Origin of the sequence: Mycobacterium sp. NPDC050441, from assembly GCF_040655355.1 — a bacterium.
Taxonomy (GTDB): domain Bacteria; phylum Actinomycetota; class Actinomycetes; order Mycobacteriales; family Mycobacteriaceae; genus Mycobacterium.
On the sequence record NZ_JBFAJS010000003.1, the window covers coordinates 223,153 to 243,421 of the forward strand.

Annotated in this window: 18 protein-coding genes; 9 read left to right on the forward strand and 9 right to left on the reverse strand. The window is 68.1% G+C overall.

The window, feature by feature from the left end; translation table 11 throughout:
• Positions 1–52: 52 nt before the first annotated feature.
• The 3 genes from AB0I14_RS10070 to AB0I14_RS10080 all read left to right on the forward strand — a co-directional run bounded on the left by AB0I14_RS10070 (position 53) and on the right by AB0I14_RS10080 (position 1,812).
• Positions 53–442: a hypothetical protein gene (locus tag AB0I14_RS10070; protein WP_358019691.1), complete on the forward strand. Its 390-nt coding sequence runs from the start codon at positions 53–55 to the stop codon at positions 440–442.
• 130 nt (positions 443–572) lie between these two features.
• Positions 573–1,286 (forward strand): VIT family protein, encoded by a 714-nt coding sequence (locus tag AB0I14_RS10075; RefSeq protein ID WP_358019694.1) that lies wholly within the window; start codon positions 573–575, stop codon positions 1,284–1,286.
• 34 nt (positions 1,287–1,320) lie between these two features.
• Positions 1,321–1,812 carry a DUF2231 domain-containing protein gene (locus AB0I14_RS10080; protein ID WP_358019697.1) on the forward strand — a complete coding sequence of 164 codons (492 nt, stop codon included), beginning with the start codon at positions 1,321–1,323 and terminating at the stop codon, positions 1,810–1,812.
• Here the strand turns inward: AB0I14_RS10080 and AB0I14_RS10085 are convergent.
• Positions 1,809–5,135 (reverse strand): UvrD-helicase domain-containing protein, encoded by a 3,327-nt coding sequence (locus AB0I14_RS10085; protein ID WP_358019700.1) that lies wholly within the window; start codon positions 5,133–5,135, stop codon positions 1,809–1,811. The genes AB0I14_RS10080 and AB0I14_RS10085 overlap by 4 nt on opposite strands.
• A complete protein-coding gene (locus tag AB0I14_RS10090; protein WP_358019702.1) occupies positions 5,132–8,287 on the reverse strand; it encodes an ATP-dependent DNA helicase in 3,156 nt (1,051 codons plus the stop codon). Before AB0I14_RS10090 ends, AB0I14_RS10085 begins: the two co-directional genes overlap by 4 nt.
• Positions 8,288–8,383: 96 nt before the next feature.
• On the opposite strand from AB0I14_RS10090, the gene AB0I14_RS10095 reads away from it, so the two are divergent.
• The gene (locus AB0I14_RS10095) at positions 8,384–9,157 is read left to right on the forward strand and encodes an alpha/beta hydrolase (RefSeq protein ID WP_358019705.1); all 774 of its coding nucleotides are present in this window, start codon (positions 8,384–8,386) and stop codon (positions 9,155–9,157) included.
• A 2-nt stretch (positions 9,158–9,159) separates the two neighbouring features.
• Positions 9,160–9,468, forward strand: a complete 309-nt coding sequence (locus AB0I14_RS10100) for an MGMT family protein (protein ID WP_358019708.1) — start codon at positions 9,160–9,162, stop codon at positions 9,466–9,468.
• A gap of 4 nt (positions 9,469–9,472) precedes the next feature.
• Here AB0I14_RS10100 and AB0I14_RS10105 read toward each other — a convergent pair whose 3' ends face one another.
• From AB0I14_RS10105 to AB0I14_RS10115, 3 genes are all read right to left on the reverse strand, one after another.
• On the reverse strand, positions 9,473–10,327 hold the full coding sequence (locus AB0I14_RS10105; RefSeq protein WP_358019710.1) for a TIGR02569 family protein: 855 nt from the start codon (positions 10,325–10,327) through the stop codon (positions 9,473–9,475).
• A gap of 36 nt (positions 10,328–10,363) precedes the next feature.
• Positions 10,364–11,542, reverse strand: coding sequence for an adenylyltransferase/sulfurtransferase MoeZ (moeZ, locus tag AB0I14_RS10110; protein ID WP_358021200.1), 1,179 nt, complete (start codon positions 11,540–11,542; stop codon positions 10,364–10,366).
• Positions 11,543–11,729: 187 nt separating this feature from the next.
• A complete protein-coding gene (locus AB0I14_RS10115) occupies positions 11,730–12,767 on the reverse strand; it encodes a DUF3152 domain-containing protein (protein WP_358019713.1) in 1,038 nt (345 codons plus the stop codon).
• Positions 12,768–12,967: 200 nt separating this feature from the next.
• Here AB0I14_RS10115 and AB0I14_RS10120 point away from each other — a divergent pair, with 200 nt between their 5' ends.
• Positions 12,968–13,621, forward strand: coding sequence for a TetR/AcrR family transcriptional regulator (locus AB0I14_RS10120; RefSeq protein ID WP_358019716.1), 654 nt, complete (start codon positions 12,968–12,970; stop codon positions 13,619–13,621).
• A 2-nt stretch (positions 13,622–13,623) separates the two neighbouring features.
• Here AB0I14_RS10120 and AB0I14_RS10125 read toward each other — a convergent pair whose 3' ends face one another.
• Complete coding sequence (locus AB0I14_RS10125) at positions 13,624–13,863, reverse strand: DUF3107 domain-containing protein (protein WP_358019719.1); 240 nt, start codon at positions 13,861–13,863, stop codon at positions 13,624–13,626.
• 231 nt (positions 13,864–14,094) lie between these two features.
• On the opposite strand from AB0I14_RS10125, the gene AB0I14_RS10130 reads away from it, so the two are divergent.
• Complete coding sequence (locus tag AB0I14_RS10130) at positions 14,095–14,856, forward strand: hypothetical protein (RefSeq protein WP_358019722.1); 762 nt, start codon at positions 14,095–14,097, stop codon at positions 14,854–14,856.
• Positions 14,857–14,894: 38 nt separating this feature from the next.
• Here AB0I14_RS10130 and AB0I14_RS10135 read toward each other — a convergent pair whose 3' ends face one another.
• Positions 14,895–15,593, reverse strand: a complete 699-nt coding sequence (locus tag AB0I14_RS10135; protein ID WP_358019725.1) for a ferritin-like fold-containing protein — start codon at positions 15,591–15,593, stop codon at positions 14,895–14,897.
• A 294-nt stretch (positions 15,594–15,887) separates the two neighbouring features.
• On the opposite strand from AB0I14_RS10135, the gene AB0I14_RS10140 reads away from it, so the two are divergent.
• Together AB0I14_RS10140 and AB0I14_RS10145 are read left to right on the forward strand one after the other, a co-directional pair.
• Positions 15,888–17,405 carry a DEAD/DEAH box helicase gene (locus AB0I14_RS10140; protein WP_358019728.1) on the forward strand — a complete coding sequence of 506 codons (1,518 nt, stop codon included), beginning with the start codon at positions 15,888–15,890 and terminating at the stop codon, positions 17,403–17,405.
• Between the two features lie 28 nt (positions 17,406–17,433).
• Entirely contained in the window at positions 17,434–18,660 is a 1,227-nt protein-coding gene (locus tag AB0I14_RS10145) for a hypothetical protein (protein ID WP_358019731.1), read from the forward strand.
• A gap of 10 nt (positions 18,661–18,670) precedes the next feature.
• Here AB0I14_RS10145 and AB0I14_RS10150 read toward each other — a convergent pair whose 3' ends face one another.
• Together AB0I14_RS10150 and AB0I14_RS10155 are read right to left on the reverse strand one after the other, a co-directional pair.
• On the reverse strand, positions 18,671–19,372 hold the full coding sequence (locus tag AB0I14_RS10150; protein WP_358019734.1) for a protein phosphatase 2C domain-containing protein: 702 nt from the start codon (positions 19,370–19,372) through the stop codon (positions 18,671–18,673).
• A 54-nt stretch (positions 19,373–19,426) separates the two neighbouring features.
• Positions 19,427–20,254, reverse strand: coding sequence for a ParA family protein (locus AB0I14_RS10155; protein ID WP_358019737.1), 828 nt, complete (start codon positions 20,252–20,254; stop codon positions 19,427–19,429).
• Positions 20,255–20,269: the final 15 nt, after the last annotated feature.

The window sequence follows — 20,269 nt, forward strand, 5'->3', positions numbered from 1 at the left end:
ACCCCGGGGCGTGCCGGGATCGTTCCGATCAGACGCACGCCACAATGTAACCATGACCGCACCCGAGGCTCAGCGGATCTCCTCCGCACCCGCCGCCCAACGCATGGCCGCCCTGCTCGTGGGCATGGGCACGCTGCACTTCGTCGCACCGAAACCCTTCGACTCCATCATTCCGGCCGAGCTGCCCGGCAGCGCCCGCTTCTACACCTACGCCTCCGGCGTCGGCGAGCTGACCGCCGGTGCCCTGCTGGCCGTGCCCCGCACCCGGCGCCTGGGCGCGCTGGCGGCCGTGACCCTCTTCATCGCGGTGTTCCCCGGCAATCTGAACATGGTCCGGCTGTGGTGGGACAAGCCCTGGCCGATGCGGATTGTCGCGATCGCCCGGCTGCCGCTGCAGATCCCGATGATCACCGCAGCGCTGCGGGTGTACCGCAGCTCCTAGTCTCTCGGCCAGAACACCTGGACACCAACGGGTTTCACCCCCCGATGCGAGGTCGGATCCCTCCCGAATCGAGGTTTGGCAAGGCTATCGTTGCTGGTGGCGCGCGATTTGGGTCGATATTGTCGGGATCGTGCCGAATCCCAGCCATCCGTCCGAGCCGCATGTGGGTTCTCTGTCCTCGAAGCTGAACTGGCTTCGTGCCGGGGTTTTGGGCGCCAACGACGGAATCGTCTCCACCGCCGGCATCGTGGTGGGCGTGGCCGCCGCGACGGTGGAGCAGGCGCCGATTCTGACCGCAGGCATCGCCGGCCTGGCCGCCGGAGCCGTCTCGATGGCGCTGGGTGAATACGTCTCGGTGAGCACGCAACGCGACACCGAACGCGCATTGCTGACCAAGGAACGCCTCGAATTGCGCGACGACCCCGCCGCCGAACTGGACGAGTTGACCGCGCTCTACCAGGCCAAAGGCCTGTCGACGGCGACCGCGCGCACCGTGGCCGAGGAACTCACCGACCACGACGCCTTCGCCGCGCACGCCGAGGTCGAATTGGGTATCAATCCCAAGGATCTGACCAGTCCGTGGCAGGCGGCGGCGTCCTCGGCGCTGTCGTTCACCATCGGGGCGCTGCTGCCGTTGATCGCAATCCTGGTCCCACCGACAACGTGGCGCATCCCGGTGACCGTGGTGGCCGTGCTGCTGGCGCTGATGCTCACCGGGGCGGTATCGGCCGGGCTGGGTGGGGCCCCGAAGGGACGCGCGGTGCTGCGCAACGTGATCGGCGGCGGCCTGGCCCTGGCGATCACCTATCTGATCGGTCTTCTGGTGGGGACCGCCATCACCTAGCCCGTCGCATCTTCTGACCAGCCAAGGAGTTCCCGTGACAGTGATCAACGGCCTGCCCGCCCATGTGCTGCTCGTCCACGCGCTGGTCGTACTCGTACCGCTGACCGCCGTGCTGGAGATGGTCTGCGCGCTGTGGCCTCCTGCCCGCCGAGGCCATTTGTTGTGGCTCACGCTCATCCTGGCCGTTGTCACAACGGTTTTGACGCCGCTGACGACGTACGCCGGCGAATGGCTCTACGACCTACGGCCCGCTCAGGATGCCGTCCTGCAACAGCACGCCGAACGCGGCGACACCATGATCTACTTCTCGCTCGCGCTCCTGGTCGTCGCACTGGCGTTGGTAGGAGTGCATTTCGCCGAACGCCGCGACGACAGCCGACGGGTCATCTATCACGGTGTCGTCGCGGTGGTCGCCGTTCTGGTGGCGGTTGCCTCGATCGTTCAGATCTACCGGATCGGCGATCTGGGAGCGCGGTCGGTGTGGGGATCGGAGATCGCCAACCTGACTCCTTCGGGTGACGGCTAGGGCTGCTGCCCAGGATCCGCCGGTGCGGCCGTGGGATCGGTCAGCAGGGCGACGAGTTCGTCCTCCCCCGGCAGTGATTCGGGGCTGACGGTCTGCCCGGAGCGTACGTAGTGGAACGCGGCCCGCACCGATTCCGGCGCGCATCCGCGGAGCGCCGCCCAGGCCAGGCGGTACACCGCGAGCTGAACCGCCGCCTGCGCCATGGCTTCCGGCGTGGTCGGTGGCTCTCCGGTTTTCCAGTCGACCACAGTGGTGGTCCCGTCGTCCTGCGCGAAAACCGCGTCGATCCGGCCTCGCACAATGGTGGTTCGGGTCGTTCCGATCACCATGTCGAACGGCACCTCCACCTCGATCGGGGTGCGTGCGGCCCACGATGACATGACGAATGCGTCCTGTAGCTCGGACAGTTCGGCCGCACCGGCGCGCCCGCTGTCACTGTCCACCGCACCGGGTAGGTCGTCGAGGTCGAACAGACGCTCGGAGTGGAAGTACCGCTGCACCCACTCGTGGAACGCGGTGCCCAGCAGGGCATGCGGATCCGGACGTTGCGGCAACCGTCGGTGCAAACGCTGCAGAGCGGCCTCCCGATCACGGCTCAACTCCACCAATGTGCTGACCGACAACTGGCCGGGCAGCTCAAGCGGGGCGACCTGCGGTGCGCGATCCCGTTCGGCCAGAAGCGCATCGACGTCAGCGGCCCAGCCCTCCCCGCCGGCATCGGCGTCGCCGGCCTCGCCGGTCTGGCCTGGGCCCGCCTCGGTCCCACGGTCGCCGGCCAGCGCTTGCGCCACGAGTGCCGCGCCACGGTCGACGTCGGTCTCTCTGGCCGGGGCCGCCGGCCAGATCGCTTCGACAGCCTTGTCCCGCAGCGGGTTGACCTCGCCCGCCGACGGCTCGGGAGCCCACTGCTCGATCTCGCCGCACGGATGACCCTGCGCGGCAGCATCTTCCACGATGGTCTTGATCTCGCACAGGAACTCCGAGGGGCCACGAGGCTTACCCTCGGTCGCACCCCAGTGATGCCCGGAGATCAGCAAGGTGTCCTCCGAGCGGGTGATCGCGACGTAGAGCAGCCGGCGCTCCTCGTCGATGCGGCGCTGCTCAAGGCTGCGCTTGTGATCAGAGATCTTGTCCGACAAGATCTTCCGGTCGTTGATGTCGGAGGTGTCCAACACCGGCACACCCAGCTCCGACTCGGTCGCACGATCGCCGCGCAACAGCGGAGGCAGATCCGACGAATCGGTGAGCCAGGTGCGTGCCGAGGCCGTCGACGGGAACACCCTGCCGCTCAGATGCGGAACCGCGACCACCTGCCATTCCAGCCCCTTGGCAGCATGCACGGTCAGGATCTGCACCCGGTCGTGCGACACCGTCAACTCGGCCGGCGCCAAGCCGTTCTCCACCTCGGTGGCCACATCCAGGTAGGCCAACAGCGCGAGCACGGACGCGCCAGGTCTCCCGGCGAAATCGGCCACCAGATCGCAGAACGTGTCGAGGTTCTCGGTACCCGTCCAGCCCGCAGCCACCGGGCGGGCCGCGCGAGCCTCGGCATCCAATCCCGCGACGCGCCGCACCTCGGCCACCAACTCGGGCAGCGGGTGGCTCAGGTGCGCACGCAACATGGTCAGTTCGCGCCCGAGGGTCTCGATCCGCCGATAGCCGGCCGACGAATAGTGTTCGGCGGAACCGGGATCGCAGAGCGCGTCGGCCAGGCAGGCAGAATCGGCATCCGGGGCGGCCTGGGCCACGATCTCGGCGGCGCTGGGCTCCCCCACCGGCCGGTCGTCGAGTTCCCTGGCCCGGCGCCACAGGGCCGCGATATCCCGGGCGCCGAACCGCCACCGCGGCCCGGTCAGCACCCGCATCACCGCGGATCCCGCTGCGGGATCCGCCACCAACCGCAGCATCGCCACCAGATCGGCCACCTCGGTTATGGCCAGCAGTCCGGCCACCCCGACCACCTCGGCCGGCACCCCGCGTGCACTCAGAGCCTCGGCCATCGGCGCGGCGTCGGCGTTGCGGCGCACCAGTACCGCTGAGGTCGGCGTGGCCGACCCCTGTGCCACCGCACCGTGGTAGATCCGCGCCAGGTGATCTGCCACCCAATCACGTTCGGTCTCGACATCATTCAGCAGCGCGCACCGGATGGTGCCCGGCTCGGCGTCAGGCCGGGGCCGCAGCTCATGCACCGTCACCGACCGGCGACGTGCCTCGGCGGACACCGCGTTGGCCAGATGCAGCGCGCTCGGCGGGTTGCGCCAACTGGTCCGCAATTCCAGCGTCGGGGCGGGGGTCCCGTCGGCCTGCGGAAAGTCCGTGGTGAACCGGGGCAGGTTCGTCGCCGACGCGCCCCGCCAGCCATAGATCGACTGGATCGGATCACCGACCGCGGTGAGCGCCAAGCCCTCGTCCACGCCGCCGCCGAACAGCGAGGACAACGCCACCCGCTGCGCGTGCCCGGTGTCCTGGTACTCGTCGAGCAGCACCACCCGGAAACGTTCCCGCAGCTGCTCACCAACCTGAGGAAAGCTCGAAGCCAGCCGCGCCGCCGCGGACATCTGCATGCCGAAATCCATCACCTTGTCGGTACGCATCCGCTGGTGCAGCGCATCGATCAACGGCACCAGCTCGGTGCGTTCGGTCTGGGTGGCCAGCATCTTGAGCAGCCACTGGCTGGGTCCGCGGTCACGCTGATACGGGCCGGCCGGCAGGGTGTGCACCAACCGTTCCAGCTCCAGATGCGTATCGCGCAGTTGATCCGTGTCCACCAGATGCTCGGCCAGCGCGCCCGCCAGCCGCAGCACCATGCCGGTGACGGCGGCCGGGGTCTTGTCGATGGCCAGCTCCCCCGGGTGCGTACACACCACGTCGAAGGCCAACTGCCACAGCTCGGTCTCGCTGAGCAGGCGGGTGTCCGGTTCGACCGGGAGCAGGAGCCCGTGCTCGCGCAGCAGGGTTCCGGCGAACGCGTGATAGGTACTGACCGTGGCGATTTCATCGGCGCCGACGGTCACCGGCGCGAGACCGGCACCGGCGAGCCGGGCCAGCCGGGTCCGCACCCGGCGCAGCAACTGGCCCGCGGCCTTGCGGGTGAAGGTCAGGCCCAGCACCTGTGCGGGCGTGGCATAACCGTTGGCCACCAACCAGACGACCCGGGCCGCCATGGTCTCGGTCTTACCGGCGCCCGCGCCCGCGATGACCACCAACGGCCCTGGCGGCGCGGCGATCACCGCGGCCTGCTCCTCGGTCGGCGGGAACAGACCCAATGCGGCGGACAACTCGGCCGGGCTGTACCGCACGCCGGTCTGTGTGGTTTCCGTCATGACCGGTCCCCGGCAGCCTGGGCCGGGCACGACGAACGCACCGGGCAGTTCGCGCAGCCGTCGTTGACGCGGGCCACGAACTGCGGCCCGGCGGTGGCCGCAGCCGCACTGCTGACCGTGCCCAGCCAGTCGGCACGAGTGTCTGGTGTCATCGGATCCTGTTCGCGTTCGGTGGCGCCCGCCGCCCCCGCCTTGCCCAGGTATACCAACCGGCCCCCGCCCGGCTCGTCGCCGTGCGGTAACAGCCCCGCGGCCACCGCAAGTTGATACGTGGCCAGCTGGGCGTGCTTCTGCGCATCGTCCTTGGTGACCGGACTCTTGCCGGTCTTGAGGTCGACCACGACGAGCCGATCCGCCTGGTCGCGCTCGAGGCGATCCAACCGGCCCCGCACCCGGACACCCGGCCCGTCGGGCCCCGGCTCGACGAGCACGCCCTCGACATCGATCTCCACGGCGACCTCGGTCAACTGGCCCCGGGTGTCCGCACGCCACCGCGTGAAGGTTTCCAGCATCTCGCGGTGGCGCGACAACTCATTGTCCGAATACCACTTCGCCTCGAAAGGCAGGTCTTCCCAGACCTTTTCCAGGTCGTTGATCAGCTGGCTCTCGGTCTTGCCGGAATCGGCGACCAGCGCGTGCAGCAACGACCCGACCGTCGAACGCACGTCGCGTCCGTCACCGCCGCCGTGGCGCTCCAGCAGCCAACGCAACGGGCAGTCGGTGAGCATCTGCAGCGTCGACGGCGACAAGGCGACCTCGGGCAGCACGCCGTCGGTCTCCGACCACAGCGGCTCCTCGGTGGACAACGCCGTCATGGTGTGCCACTGCGAAGGATCAGCCCCTGGCACTCCCGCCGCGGCCAGTCTTGCCAATTGAGTTGCGGCACAGGACCGGGACTCGTCGTCGACGGCGCCCTCCGGCGCGCACACGACGGCCCGCAGCCGACCGACCACCGCCGAGGGCAGTAGCACCCGCGGTGCGGCCAATGGCGGAAGCGACACGGATTCCGTTGCCACCTCGGCCAGCTCTGCACAGAACGGTGACGGCAGCAGCGATTCATCCCCGCCGTCGCTGTCGACCGCGGTCACCAGCAGCCTGGTCCGGGCCCGGCCCATAGCCGCCATCAACAGCCGCCGTTCCTCGGCGAGCAGGGGCGCCCGGGTCGACACCACGCGGTCAGCCGGGGCGGACACCCCGTCGAGAACATCCACCAGATTCTGCGTACCCAGGATGCCGCCCCGCGGAATGGTGTTGGGCCACAATCCTTCCTGCACGCCAGAAATCACCACGAAGTCCCACTCCCGGCCCAGTGCGGCGTGCGCGCTGAGCACCGAGACCGCGTCAGCCCTTGGGCTCGAATCCGAGGCCGACATCGACGAACCCAATGTCGCCACGTGGTCCACCAGCCCGCGCAGCGACGCCCCTGCCGTCCGGCCCACATACTGATCGGCCACATCGAACAGCGCGGTCATCGCGTCCAGGTCGCGGTCGGCCTGTGCCCCGATGGTGCCGCCCCGCTCACTGGCGGCCAGCCAGCGCGGCTGCAACCGGCAGGCATTCCAGGCCTGCCACAAGGTGTAGCGCGGATCGGCGCCGTCCCGCTCGCTGCGGCGGGCGGCGGCCAGCACAGACCGCAGCCGGCGCAGCGGCTTGGCGTGTTCGGCCGACAGTCCGGCCGGCTCCGCATCGATGGCGGCCACGAGTAGATCGGCGAAATCCCTTGGCGGCGTGGAACCATCGGCACGCCGCAGCGCCCGTCGCAACTGCCGCAGGGTCACCGGGTCGACGCGTCCGATCGGACCGGTGAGCAGGCTGACGGCGCTGTCACCGTCCAGGTTCCCGGACGCCGTCACCTCCAACACGGTCAGCAAGGCTGCGACCGCAGGCTGCTGTGCCAGCCCCAATTCAGTGCCCGTGGCCTGCACCGGCACCCCGGCCCCGCTCAGTGCCCGCGCCAGTGCCGCACCCACCCGCGGAATCGAGCGCACCACCACCGCCATTTCGGACCAGGGCACCCCGTCAATCAGATGAGCACGGCGCAAAGCGTCGGCGATGAAGGCGTTCTCGGCATGCGGCGTGGCCGCCAACCGCATGGTCACCTCACCCGGTCCGCGCTCCGGGTTGCCCTCGATCACGCGGCCGGCCCCCACACCGGGCAGCCGGCGAGCGATGCCCGAGATCGCCGAAGCGACCGCGGGGGCACAGCGGTGCGACTGGGTGAGGGTGATCGACGGGGCATCCTCCCCGCCGTGATCGCGCAACAACACCGGATCGGCGCCGCGGTAGGAGAACACAGTCTGGTCGGGGTCGCCGGCAAGGACGGTCAACCCCGCCCCGGCGGCCAACACCCGCACCAACAACGCGGCCTGCGGGTCGAGGTGCTGGGCGTCGTCGACCAGCAGCAGGCTGATCCGCGCCCGCTCGGCGGCCAGCAGATCCGCGTCGGTCCCCAGCGCCTCCAGCGCCGCACCGACGAGCTCGGCCGCCCCCAATGCGGGGACCGTGGCCTGCGGTGCGGCCATACCGACCGCCGACCGCAACAGCATGATCTGCTCGTAGGCCTGGGCAAACCGGCCCGCCGCCAACCATTCCGGGCGTCCCGCCGAACGGCCCAGCCGCTGCAGTGCGCGCGGATCCACACCGCGCTCGGTGCAGCGGGCCATCAGATCGCGCAGCTCGGTGGCGAAGCCCGCCGTGCTCAGCGCCGGCCACAGCTGCTCCGGCCAGCCAACGGGAGAATCCGCACCGTCCTCCAGGTCGCCGGCCAGCAGTTCCCGGATGATGCCGTCCTGTTCGGCGGTGGTGATCAGCCGCGGCGGCGGATCACCGTTGCGCTGGGCCGCCAGCCGCAGGAGTGCGAAGGCGTAGGAGTGCACCGTGCGCACCAGCGGTTCCCGCACCACGCCGTGGGTGCCCGCCCCGAGCAGCCGCGCGGTGATGGCGGCCCTGGCCTCGCCCCGCAACCGGGCCGAACCGGTCAGCAACAGCACCGACTCGGGATCGGTGCCCGCCGCAATGTGGTCGACCGCGGTGCTGATCAACAGCGAGCTCTTGCCCGTCCCCGGCCCGCCCAGCACCCGCACCACCCCGCCGCGCCCGGGTACCAGCAGCTCGGTGCCCGCCAGTGCCGGTTCGACGTGGTGTGTGGTCATGGAGGAGATGACACCAGAAGGGACCGACAAGTAGCGGAGCGGATTGGAGCGAGGGCCCCGACAAGTAGCGGTTGCGACTCCTGGCAGCATGAACGAATGTCAGCCGCGAAGTTGAACGTCCACCAGTACGGTCCCGCGCAGCCGGCCCGGCTGTTGCTCATCCACGGGTTGACCGGGCACGGCGAACGCTGGAAGACACTGGCCGAGCAACACCTGCCCGAGGTGCCTGTACTCGCCCCCGATCTGCTCGGGCACGGCCGCTCATCGTGGGCCGCCCCGTGGACACTCGATGCCAATGTCGAGGCCTTGGCCTCGCTGCTGGACGGTCCGACCCTGGTGGCCGGGCATTCGTTCGGCGGTGCGGTGGCGCTCAATCTTGCTGCCGCACATCCTGATCTGGTCAGCGGGCTGGTGCTGTTGGACCCCGCGGTGGAACTCGACGGCGAATGGATGCGCGACATCGCCGACAGCATGATGGCCTCCCCCGACTATCCAGACCGCGCCGAGGCACGCGCCGAGAAGGCCAACGGTTCGTGGGGCGAGGTCGCCCCGGATGAGTTGGACCGGGACCTCGACGAACACCTCGTCGAGCTACCCGGCGGACGCTTCGGGTGGCGGATCAGCATCCCGGCCATGATGTCGTATTGGAGCGAGTTGGCCCGCCCGGTTGCCTTGCCGCGCAAGGGCACTCCCACGGTTCTGGTCCGCGCCACCCGTACCAGTCCGCCGTATGCGCGGGACTGTCTCATCGGTGCGCTGAGTGGGCAACTGGGCCCGGATTTCACGCTGCTGGATTGGGACTGCGATCACATGGTGGCCCAGGCCAAACCCGCCGATACCGCGAAGCTGATCCTCGAACAGCTGGGCTGACGATGGCCGGCGGATCGAACCAGATCACCGAGGAGCAGGTGGAAACCGTGCGGGCGCTGGTCGCGGCGATCCCGCCGGGCCATGTCTGCACCTACGGCGACATTGCCGATGCCGCAGACCTTTCCAGCCCACGGATCGTCGGTTGGATCATGCGGACCGATTCCTCGGACCTGCCCTGGCACCGGGTGATCCCCGCATCAGGCCGCCCGGCCCCGCACCTGGCCACGCGGCAGTTGGAACAGCTGCGCGCCGAGGGGGTGCTGGCCGTCGACGGGCGGGTACCGCTGCGGGAATACCGCCACGCCTTCTAGCGCGCTAGAGAATCAGCCGGACCAGTGAGGCGGTGCGCGCCAGGCCCGGGAAGGCCGCGGCGGTGGACCGCGGGTGCAGTGCGTGTACAGCCAGGCGGAACATCAACGCCCGCAACAACATCTGCGGCCATTCGGGCAGCGACTGCCACCGCTCGATCAATCCGTCGTCGGCGTCGCCCCAGGACAGCGCGTCGATCACCACCACTCCCGCGGCCCACGGGGCGGGGCGCCAGTACGGGGTGATGTCGGTGATTCCCGGCGCGGCCGTTCCGGCGAAAAGCACTGTGCCGTATAGGTCACCGTGGACCAGTTGACTGGCGCTCTTGGTCGGTCTGCGCAGGCCGGCCAACTGATTGATCAGCTCGACCGAGCGCTGGCCATCCGATGATCCGGGCGAGACCCTGGCCCCGGGCGGCAACGAATGCAGCGGCCGGTCCTCCCAGGCCGCCCGGTCTGCGGCGATGAACACGTCGACGTCGGCCCACGGCGCGACGGGCGGTTGGGTGAGGAAGCGTGGTCGCTCCAATTTCGAGGTGGCCTCGTGCAATCGCACTGCGGCCGACACCACCTCGTCGTGACGGGGCTCGGGCGTGCCGGCGACGAAGGTGTCGGCACGCCACCCGGCGACCACGTAGCGGCCGTCCGTCGAGCGGACCGGGCGAGCCAGCCGCACCCCGTCGATGAACAGCGATTCCCGAACCTTGGCCGACCACGCCGCACGGGCGTGCTCGGGCACCATCGACATCACTACTTCGCCGCAGCGCCAGCCACCCTCCCAGCCTGAGCCGAGCGGTACCGGGCGCACCCCGGACAGGCCGAACGCCGCCAGCACATGTTCCGGCGGCCGTTCCACACTCACAACCTCAGCCTAAGGTGTTGACCGGCAAACCAGCCGTCAGTACATCACCATGTCGGGCTCGAGTTGCTTGGCCCAGGCCACAATTCCGCCCTGCAGGTGCATCGCGTCGGAAAAACCGGCCTTCTTGACGATGGCGAGCACCTCAGCGGAACGTATTCCGGTCTTGCAGTACAGCACCGGTGTCCGGTCCACCGGGAGCTTGGCCAATGCGTCGCCCGATTCGAACGTCGGCTTCGGGATGAGCTCGGCGCCCTCGATGTGATTGATATCCCACTCGACGGGCTCGCGGACATCGATCAGCGCCAAAGGTTTCCCGGAGTCGATGAGCTCCTTGAGCTCGAGCGGGGTGACCGTCGATCCGGCAGCGGCCTCGGCGGCGGCGTCCGACACCACGCCACAGAACGCTTCGTAATCGATCAGCTCGGTGATCTTCGGCGTCGCCGGGTCCTTGCGGATCCGGATGGTGCGGTAGGTCATGTCCAGCGCGTCATAGACCATCAGCCGGCCGAGCAGCGGCTCGCCGATGCCGGTGATGAGCTTGATGGCCTCGGTACCCATCACCGACGCGATCGAAGCGCACAGGATGCCCAGCACCCCGCCCTCGGCGCAGGAGGGCACCATTCCCGGTGGCGGCGGCTCGGGATAGAGGTCGCGGTAGTTCAGGCCCAACCCGTCGGGGGCGTCCTCCCAGAACACCGACACCTGGCCTTCGAACCGGTAGATCGAGCCCCACACGTAGGGCTTGCCGGCGAGCACCGCGGCATCGTTGACCAGGTAGCGGGTAGCGAAGTTGTCGGTGCCGTCGAGGATCAGGTCGTACTGGCTGAACAGCTCCACCGCGTTGTCGGGCTCCAGCCGGAACTCATGCAGGTTCACCGTCACCAGCGGGTTGATCTCCAGGACCGAGTCCCTGGCGCTCTGCGCCTTGGACCGGCCGATGTCGGATTGGCCATGGATGATCTGCCGCTGCAGGTTGGACTCGTCGACCACGTCGAACTCGACGATGCCGATGGTGCCCACCCCGGCGGCGGCCAGGTACAGCAAGGTCGGCGAACCGAGCCCACCGGCTCCGATTACCAGCACCCTGGCGTTCTTCAGCCGCTTCTGCCCGATCACGCCGACGTCCGGAATGATCAGGTGCCGGCTGTAGCGCGTCACCTCTTCACGGGTCAGCTCGGCGGCCGGCTCAACCAACGGCGGTAACGACACGTCCAAATTCGCGGACACCGTATGTCTCCTCAGATTTTCTGGGCAGTTCATCGTCCCAGCTGCTCGTACCCACAACGGTAATCCGGTCCTCAAGCTTCCCGCCGTCGGGCTACCGTGACCGCGCACATGACCCATCCGGTCCGCATCGCGATACCCGGCGCAGCGTGGAGAATCCCATCACAAGACCGGGCGGTCAGGCGATCGGGTAAGGCCAGGGATTGAACTTGCAGGTCAGACCGTCGGCCGTGACGGTTCCGGGGTCAAACTTGGCGGCATCGTCGTTCGAGGTGGAGAACGTCTGCTGCATCATGATCGGCGCCAGCTTTCCGTTGCCTTCGCAGGCCTCATGCCGCTGGTACCCAATGGCGTGACCAACCTCATGGTTGATCAGGTACTGGCGGTAGGACCCGATGTCCCCCTGGAACGGCACCGCACCGCGCACCCAGCGGGCCTCGTTGACGAACACGCGGGGCTGATGCCCGTCGTACGACGGGTTGTAGCAGGACGATTCCAGCTCGATGTCGTAGCCACAGCCCTCCCGGACCGTCATCGGAGAGGTCAGCGACACCCGGAAATCGGGTTCGACACCGCTGGTCTCATCCACCCGGGTGAAGGCGAACAGCCCGTTGTGAGTCCAACTCTTCGGATTGGCCAGGGTCTCGCTGACCATCCGGGCGAAACCGTCGTCACCGCCGAACGAGGTGGTGTCCACCCCGTCCTCGACCTCGACGGTGTAGGTGAACGACTTCGTGGTGCCCTCACCGATCTTGGGGATGGCCCCCGGCACGATCCGCCAGGTCCGGGTCCCCGCCTCGGTGAACTGGCCGCCCGCGGGCAGGATTCCGGTCGGCAGGTTCGCGTCGAACTGGGTCAGGCCTTTGGGCGGCGCGCCGATGATCGAGGTGCTGGCCACATCGATGGTGGGCGGGCCCTGCACCGGGCCCTCCTCCTCCTGGGCGGACTGCGAGACGCTCGTGCCGGTCACGGTCTGGTACATCACCACCACGGTCAGCACGATGAGCACCGGCAACGCATACGCGCGCCAGCCGTACGTGGACACGAAGCGGCCGATCCAAGTCTGCTTACGCCACTGCTGATGGTCGTCCCGATTGGATCTGGCTCGGCCTGAATCGGCGCCAATCGGATCTCGCTGAGCGCGGAGCGGCTCCCGCCACTCGTTTCGCAGCGCCGGGACACGGCCACCCCCGCGACGTCCCGGGTCGTAGGTCACCGGACCAGAATGGCACAGACTCCTGTGGAGCGGTTCCGAGCGCAGCTATGCCGTGACCTCGCCGGTGTCATTTCGAAATCCATGTCCGTTTCGCATCGACCGCGCGACGGCAGCGGCGCGTCACGGTAGTAGTGTCGGTGCGATCAGCCGCTCGGATGAACATGTCCAAGTGCGCCAGAGCAATACAGATTGAGGACCTGATGAGCGATCTCGCCAACACCGCCGAGAGGAGAGGTGACAAGCCGACCGGTGGTCGACGCGGCAACCGCCTCCCTCGTGATGAGCGGCGTGGACAGCTGTTGGCAGCCGCCAGCGAGGTTTTCGTCGAACGCGGGTACCACGCGGCGGGGATGGATGAGATCGCCGACCGCGCAGGTGTGAGCAAACCTGTTCTGTACCAACACTTCTCGTCGAAGCTCGAGCTGTACCTCGCTGTACTGCAACGCCACGTCGACAACCTGGTGTCCGGGGTGCGTCAGGCCCTGCGCACCACGACCGACAACCGGCAGCGGCTGCGCGCCGCGGTCGAGGCGTTCTTCGATTTCATCGAGCATGACAGCCAGGGCTACCGGCTGATCTTCGAGAATGACTACGTCAGCGAGCCGCAGGTGGCAGCTCAGGTGAAGGTGGCGACCGAGGCCTGCACCGATGCCGTGTTCGATCTCATCAGTCGCGATTCGGGACTGGAAGCGCACCGCGCCAGGATGATCGCGGTCGGGTTGGTGGCCGTCAGCGTCGACTCAGCGCGGTACTGGCTGACCAATGACCGGCCCATCGACCGGAACACCGCCGTGGATGGCACGGTGCAGTTCGCCTGGGGCGGACTGTCACACGTGCCACTCACCCGTTCCTGATCTCAGGCGGATTCCGCTCCCACTCCGAAACCGACCCGGCGCACGTCGGCGGCGCCGATCTCGACATAGGCGATCCGGCTGTTCTGCACCAGGAATCGCCGACCCTTCTCATCGGTCAGCGCCAGCACACCCGCGTCCTTGGCGAGTGCGTCGTTGACCTGCTGCTCCACCTCGGTGGGTGTCTGCGCACTGTTGAAGGTCAGCTCGCGAGGGCTGTCCGTGACACCGATCTTGACCTCCACGCTGGACCCTTCTTTCTTTCTCACAACGTTTGTCGACTTCTCTGAGAAGGCTAGTGGACGGCCGAGCCCGCCGACCGCGAGCGGGGCTGCACCGGAGGTACGCCGTGCGCGAAACACAGATACCGAACTGAGTCCGGACCGTGACCGACACGCACCGAGCTCAACCTCATCTGTCACTTCTGCCTCGATAGCATCGGTTTCGACATTGGACGAGACGACTGGGACAGCCGCATGACCAGGCAATATTCGCCGTATGACACCACGCCGACCGAGCGCTTCGGGGATCACCCCTATGAGCCGGGCGGGTACTCCGGCCATACCGCCGACGGCTACACCGCCGACCCCGGGACGGACTACGACGCCGACTACGACGACTACGACGAGGTCACGTTCTACGAGGACCCGATCGACCGGCGCTGGATCTGGGTGGCCGCCGTGGCCGGCGCGATCCTTTTGGTCGCGGTGATCTGCACCGTGGTGATCCTCGGCGGCGGGGACAGCGGTTCGGTGTCGGCCACCCTGACCTCGCCATCGGCCCAGCCGACACAGACCACCCAACCGGCCCAGGACGCCACCTCCAAGCCGGTCCCGCCGCGCGCCGCACCGACTGCGCCGCTCTCGCCCGAAACCGTGACCACGGTGACGCCGTCGCCCAGTGCCACCGTGGCGCCCGTGCCCGCCGCCCCGCCGGCTGAAGCGGCCCCGCCCGCAGCCGCCGTGAATCCGAACACCATCACCTACCGGGTGACCGGCAACCGGCAGCTCATCGACCTGGTGACCGTCGTCTACACCGACGCGCAGGGCGCACTGCAGACTGACATCAACGTCGCGCTGCCGTGGGCCAAGACCGTGGTGCTCAACCCCGGTGTCCAGCTCAAGTCGGTGACCGCGACCAGCGTCGCCGGTCAGCTCAACTGCTCGATCGCCGACGCATCGGGCGCCGTGCTCATCGCGCAGGCCAACAACACGATGATCACCACCTGCACGCAGTAGCGACCAACCAAGCAGTGACGGACTGGGTCTGGCGGGTACTACGCCAGGCCCAGTTCCTGCATCCGGGACTGGTGGGTGTTCTGCAGGCGGCCGAAGAACTCGGCCAACTGGGTCAGACCCTCACCGCTGGACATGACCAGGTCGACAAGTTCGTCGTGATCGGCCAGCACGAACTGCGCCTGGGTGACGGCTTCGCCGAGCAGACGACGCGCCCACAGCGCCAGCCGGTGCCGCTGACGATCGCTCGCGGTCACCGCTGCGCGCACCTCGGCGACCACGAACTGCGAATGCCCGGTTTCGGACAGCACCGCGCGCACCACCGTCGCGACCGCTTCAGGCAATGCGTCGGCAATCTCCAGGTAGAAGTCCGCAGCGAGCGCATCGCCGATGTAGGTCTTGACCAACGCCTCCAGCCACGTGCTCGGAGTGGTCATCCGGTGATAGTTCTCCAACGCCGAGGCGTACTTTGTCATCGCCGGAACGACGTCAACTCCCCTGTGTTCCAACGCATCCCGCAACAACTCGTAATGGCCCATCTCAGCAGCGGCCATACTCGCCAAGTTGATCCGGCCGCGCAGATTCGGCGCCATGCGTGCCTCTTCGGTGAGCCGGTAGAACGCGGCGACCTCGCCGTAAGCCAGCACCGCGAACAGTTCGTTGACCCCGGGATGATCCGCCGTCACGCCCGCATCGACCGGTTCGACGATCTGTTCCGCGGCAGGCTGAGGCGAATTCATGAGGCCAACTCTAGACGCCGCCGGGGCACCGTGATCTGCTGGCAAATCGGCCCAGGTCCCGCGACCAGCTACAATGACACTTGGTAACGGCTTCGAGCCGACTGTTTTCAGCGCCCGAACCGCTACCAGGAAATGTGCGTGCACGCAGTTGGCCCGCCCTGTGGAGCTGGGCCCAGCGGATCGGCAGCGCCGACGGATACGACCGTATCCGGGCGAACCCGACCGTTTCATCGTCAAACTCGTGTGCGCTGGATGCCCATGAGGTTTGACAGTGAAAGGCCACCTCCACCCACCATGACTCATCTGAATAAGACTTTTGCCGAGCTCGGCGTCCGCGACGAAATCGTCCGTGCACTGTCCGAGGAAGGCATCGAACACCCCTTTGCAATCCAAGAACTGACCCTCCCGCTGGCACTGGCCGGCGACGACCTGATCGGTCAGGCCCGCACCGGCATGGGCAAGACCTACGCCTTCGGGATCCCGCTGCTGCATCGCATCTCCACCGATGAGACCCGCCCGCTCAACGGCACCCCCCGGGCCCTGATCGTCGTGCCCACCCGTGAGCTCTGCATTCAGGTCTACGGCGACCTCGCCGGAGCGGCCAAATACCTGACGGTGGACGCCGACCCCGCCGCCCACCGCAAATTCTCGGTGACCTCGATCTACGGCGGGCGCCCGTACGAGCCCCAGATCGAAGCGCTGCGCAAGGGCGTCGACGTCGTCGTCGGCACCCCCGGCCGGCTGCTCGACCTGGCCCAGCAGGGACACCTGCAGCTGGGCGGTCTGTCCGTGCTGGTGCTCGACGAGGCCGACGAGATGCTGGACCTGGGCTTCCTGCCCGACATCGAGCGCATCCTGCGACTGACCCCCGATGACCGGCAGTCGATGCTGTTCTCTGCCACCATGCCCGACCCGATCATCACGCTGGCCCGCACGTTCATGAACCAGCCGACCCACATCCGGGCCGAGGCCCCGCACTCTGCGGCGACCCACGACACCACCGAGCAGTTCGCCTACCGGGCCCACGCCCTGGACAAGTCGGAACTGGTGAGCCGGATCCTGCAGGCCGACGGCCGCGGCGCCACGATGATCTTCACCCGCACCAAGCGCACCGCACAGAAGGTGTCGGACGAGCTCGCCGAGCGCGGATTCAAGGTCGACGCCGTGCACGGCGACCTGGGCCAGGGCGCCCGTGAGAAGGCACTCAAGTCGTTCCGCTCCGGAGCCGTCGACGTGCTCGTCGCCACCGACGTGGCCGCGCGCGGCATCGACATCGACGACGTCACGCACGTCATCAACTACCAGTGCCCCGAGGACGAGCAGGCCTACGTGCACCGCATCGGCCGCACCGGCCGCGCCGGCAAGACCGGTGTCGCAATCACCCTGGTCGACTGGGACGAACTGACCCGCTGGGAGACGATCGACAAGGCGCTCAACCTGGGTTGCCCCGATCCCGCCGAAACCTATTCCAGCTCACCGCATATCTATGAGGAACTGGGCATCCCGAGCGACGCGACCGGCCGGATCGGCGAACCGCTCAAAGCCAAGCCCAAGCGCAGCGCCGACGAGAAGCGCATCTCCTCGGCGGACTCCGAGGGTCGGCCTGCCAAGACCCGGACCCGCAACCGTCGCCGTACCCGCGGCGGAGAGGCAGGCTCCGAGCATCCCGAGGGCGCCGCTGCTCCGGCACCGGAGAACACCGATTCCGCACCTGTGACCGAGTCGGACGACACCGCCGGCGATGCAGCGTCCGCCGGACGTCGCCGACGTCGTCGCCGTCCCCGGAAGACCGAGACCGCAACGGCCGGCTGACCGGCTCACGCCAGACAAAGACCGGTCAGTGGTCAAACCCGAACGCCGCACCCGCGGCGACATGGCCGCCGCGGCGGCAATCGTCGCGATCGTCGCACTGGCGGCCGGCCTGATCTGGTGGACCAGTGATGCGCGGGCAACCATCAGCAGACCCGCTGCAGCGCCGGTTCCCTACCTGACGCCGGCCCACGAGATACCGGCCGACCTGCAACAGCTGTGGACGGCAAACAGTCCGCGGACCACCCAGCCCGTGCTCGCCGGCGGCTCGGTGGTGACTGCCGACGGTTCCACCGTCGCGGGCCGCGATCCCGTCAGCGGCGCAGTTCTGTGGAGCTATGCCCGCGACCTCGAACTGTGCGGTGTGACGTCGGTGTACCAGTACGCGGTCGCGGTGTATCCCGATGTTCGCGGCTGCGGGCAGGTCAGCACCGTCGACGGCAAGACCGGCACGCGCGGGCCCGCCCGCACCGCCTATGCCGACCCCGAGGTCCAGCTGTCGTCCGACGGCTCCACGGTGCTCTCCGCCGGGGACAGCCGCCTCGAGCTGTGGCGCTCGGACATGGTCCGGATGCTGTCCTACGGCGCGCTGGACGCCCGCATCAAGCCCGACGTGCCGGCCTCACCGGTATGCCGCCAGCTGTCGGCGGCGGCGAGTTCCTCGGCGGTGTCGGTGCTGGAATCCTGCCCGAAGAGCAAGTTCATCCGGTTGACGCTGCTGCGTCCGGCCGACGAAGAAGACACTCCCGACGTGCGCTACGTCGAAATGCAGGACATCACGGACGAATCCGGGGCCAAGGTGATCGCGGTGTCAGGCACCACGACCGCGGTGTACCTGCCCACGCCGAGGCCCATGGTGAACGTCATCGACGAGACCGGAAAGACGCTCGCCAGCCTGCCGCTTGCCAAGCCGGCGGCACCGCAGTCGACCACCACCCGGGCCGGGGACCTGATCACCTGGTGGACCGGCGACTCGGTGCTGGTCTTCAGTACCACCGGAGCCTCCGGCCTTCAGTACAAGTTCACCGTCACCCCGTCGGGGCCGCAGCTTCCCGTCGGGCCCGCCACGGTGATGGCCGGCCAGCTGCTGGTTCCGGTCAGCGACGGTTACGACGTCTTCGATCAGGACACCGGAGCCGGCCAGCGCCACATCGCCCTGCCACGCACACCAAGCGTGTCACCGGTGGTGCCGGCGGTGGCCGGGGACACCGTGCTCGAACAACGCGGCACGCAACTGGTGGCCCTCGGCGCGACCTGACCCGCGAGGCTCAGCCGAAATCGATCACGATCACCGTGGTGTTGTCACTACCGCCGGCATCGTTGGCGACCTGGACCAGCCGCTGCGCCGCGACCTCAGGTTCGTCACCCGCGGCAGCGATCACGACGTCGGCATCCTCTGCGCCGGCGAACAATCCGTCACTGCTGATCAACAGCCGGTCCCCGGGAAGGCAGTCCAGATCGAACAGATCCGGCCGGATGACTGGGCCGATACCGAGCGCCCGGGTCAACAGATGGCGGTGCGGGTGGAAGCGGGCTTCCTCGCGGGTGATCTCACCGGCACGCACCAGCTCGCCGGAAACACTGTGGTCGTTGGTGAGCTGACTCATGGCGCCATCGCGAATCCGGTTCAACGGCGAATCCCCGATATTGATGGCCAGCGGTCCGCCCTGCTCGTCGCCGAACACCGCCACCAGGGTCAGCGTGGCACCCGAACTGGTGCCCGACGCGCTGACATGCGCGAAGACCTGATCGTTGGCCTCCTGGACCGCGCCGATCAGGCCGTCACGGTCGGGTGCGGCGGCGAAACCGGCGGCCAGCACCTCCACCGCGATCCGGCTGGCGTGTTCACCCTCGGGCCCGAAACCGTCGGCCACCGCGTACAGAATGCCGTCGGCCAGCAGGGAATCCTGGTTGCTCTCCCGCACCGGACCCTGATCGGTGGCCGTTGCGGACCGTAACACCGAAGCCATCCAGATCGTCCTCTCGTCGCTCCGGCGACCCCCTGCCACCGGAGAAGGCGCTGCTTACACCACCTCGGGTGCGAACGTCGGCAGCTTCTTGCCGGACTTCCAGTGTTTGAGCAGGGCCTGGGCCAGCTCGCGATAGGCCAGCCCACCTTTGCTCTTGCGGCCGGCCAACACCGAGGATCCCGACGCGCTGGCCTCGGCGAACCGCACGGTGCGGGGAATCGGCGGGGCCAACACCGGCAGTTCGTACCGGTCCGCGACATCCAGCAGCACGTCACGGCTGTGGGTGGTGCGCGAATCGTAGAGCGTCGGCAGTGCGCCCAGCAGCGCCAGCTCGGGATTGGTGATCTGCTGCACGTCGGTGATCGTGCGCAGGAACTGGCCCACACCGCGGTGCGCCAAGGTCTCGCACTGCAACGGCACGATCACCTCGTTCGCGGCCGTCAGACCGTTGAGCGTCAACACGCCCAGTGACGGCGGGCAGTCGATGATCACCACGTCGAAATCGCCAGAAACCTTGGCCAGGGCCCGCTTGAGCGCATACTCCCGTCCGGCCCGCATCAACAGCATGGCTTCGGATCCGGCCAGATCGATGTTGGCCGGCAGCAGCGTCATCCCCTCGGCCGTCTCGACCAGCGCCGCCCCCGGCTCGACGTCGCCGAGCAACACCTCGTGTACCGACACCGGCAGTTTGTCCGGGTCGTGGCCCAATGAAAACGTCAGACAGCCTTGTGGATCCAGATCGACGAGCAGTACCCGTCGGCCCTGCTCGGACATCGCCGCACCCAGCGACGCCACCGTCGTCGTCTTGGCTACCCCACCCTTTTGATTGGCGACCGCTAATACTCGCGTCACACCTTCATCCAAGCACGCTCCCGGCGGCATTGCCGGAACGTGCGG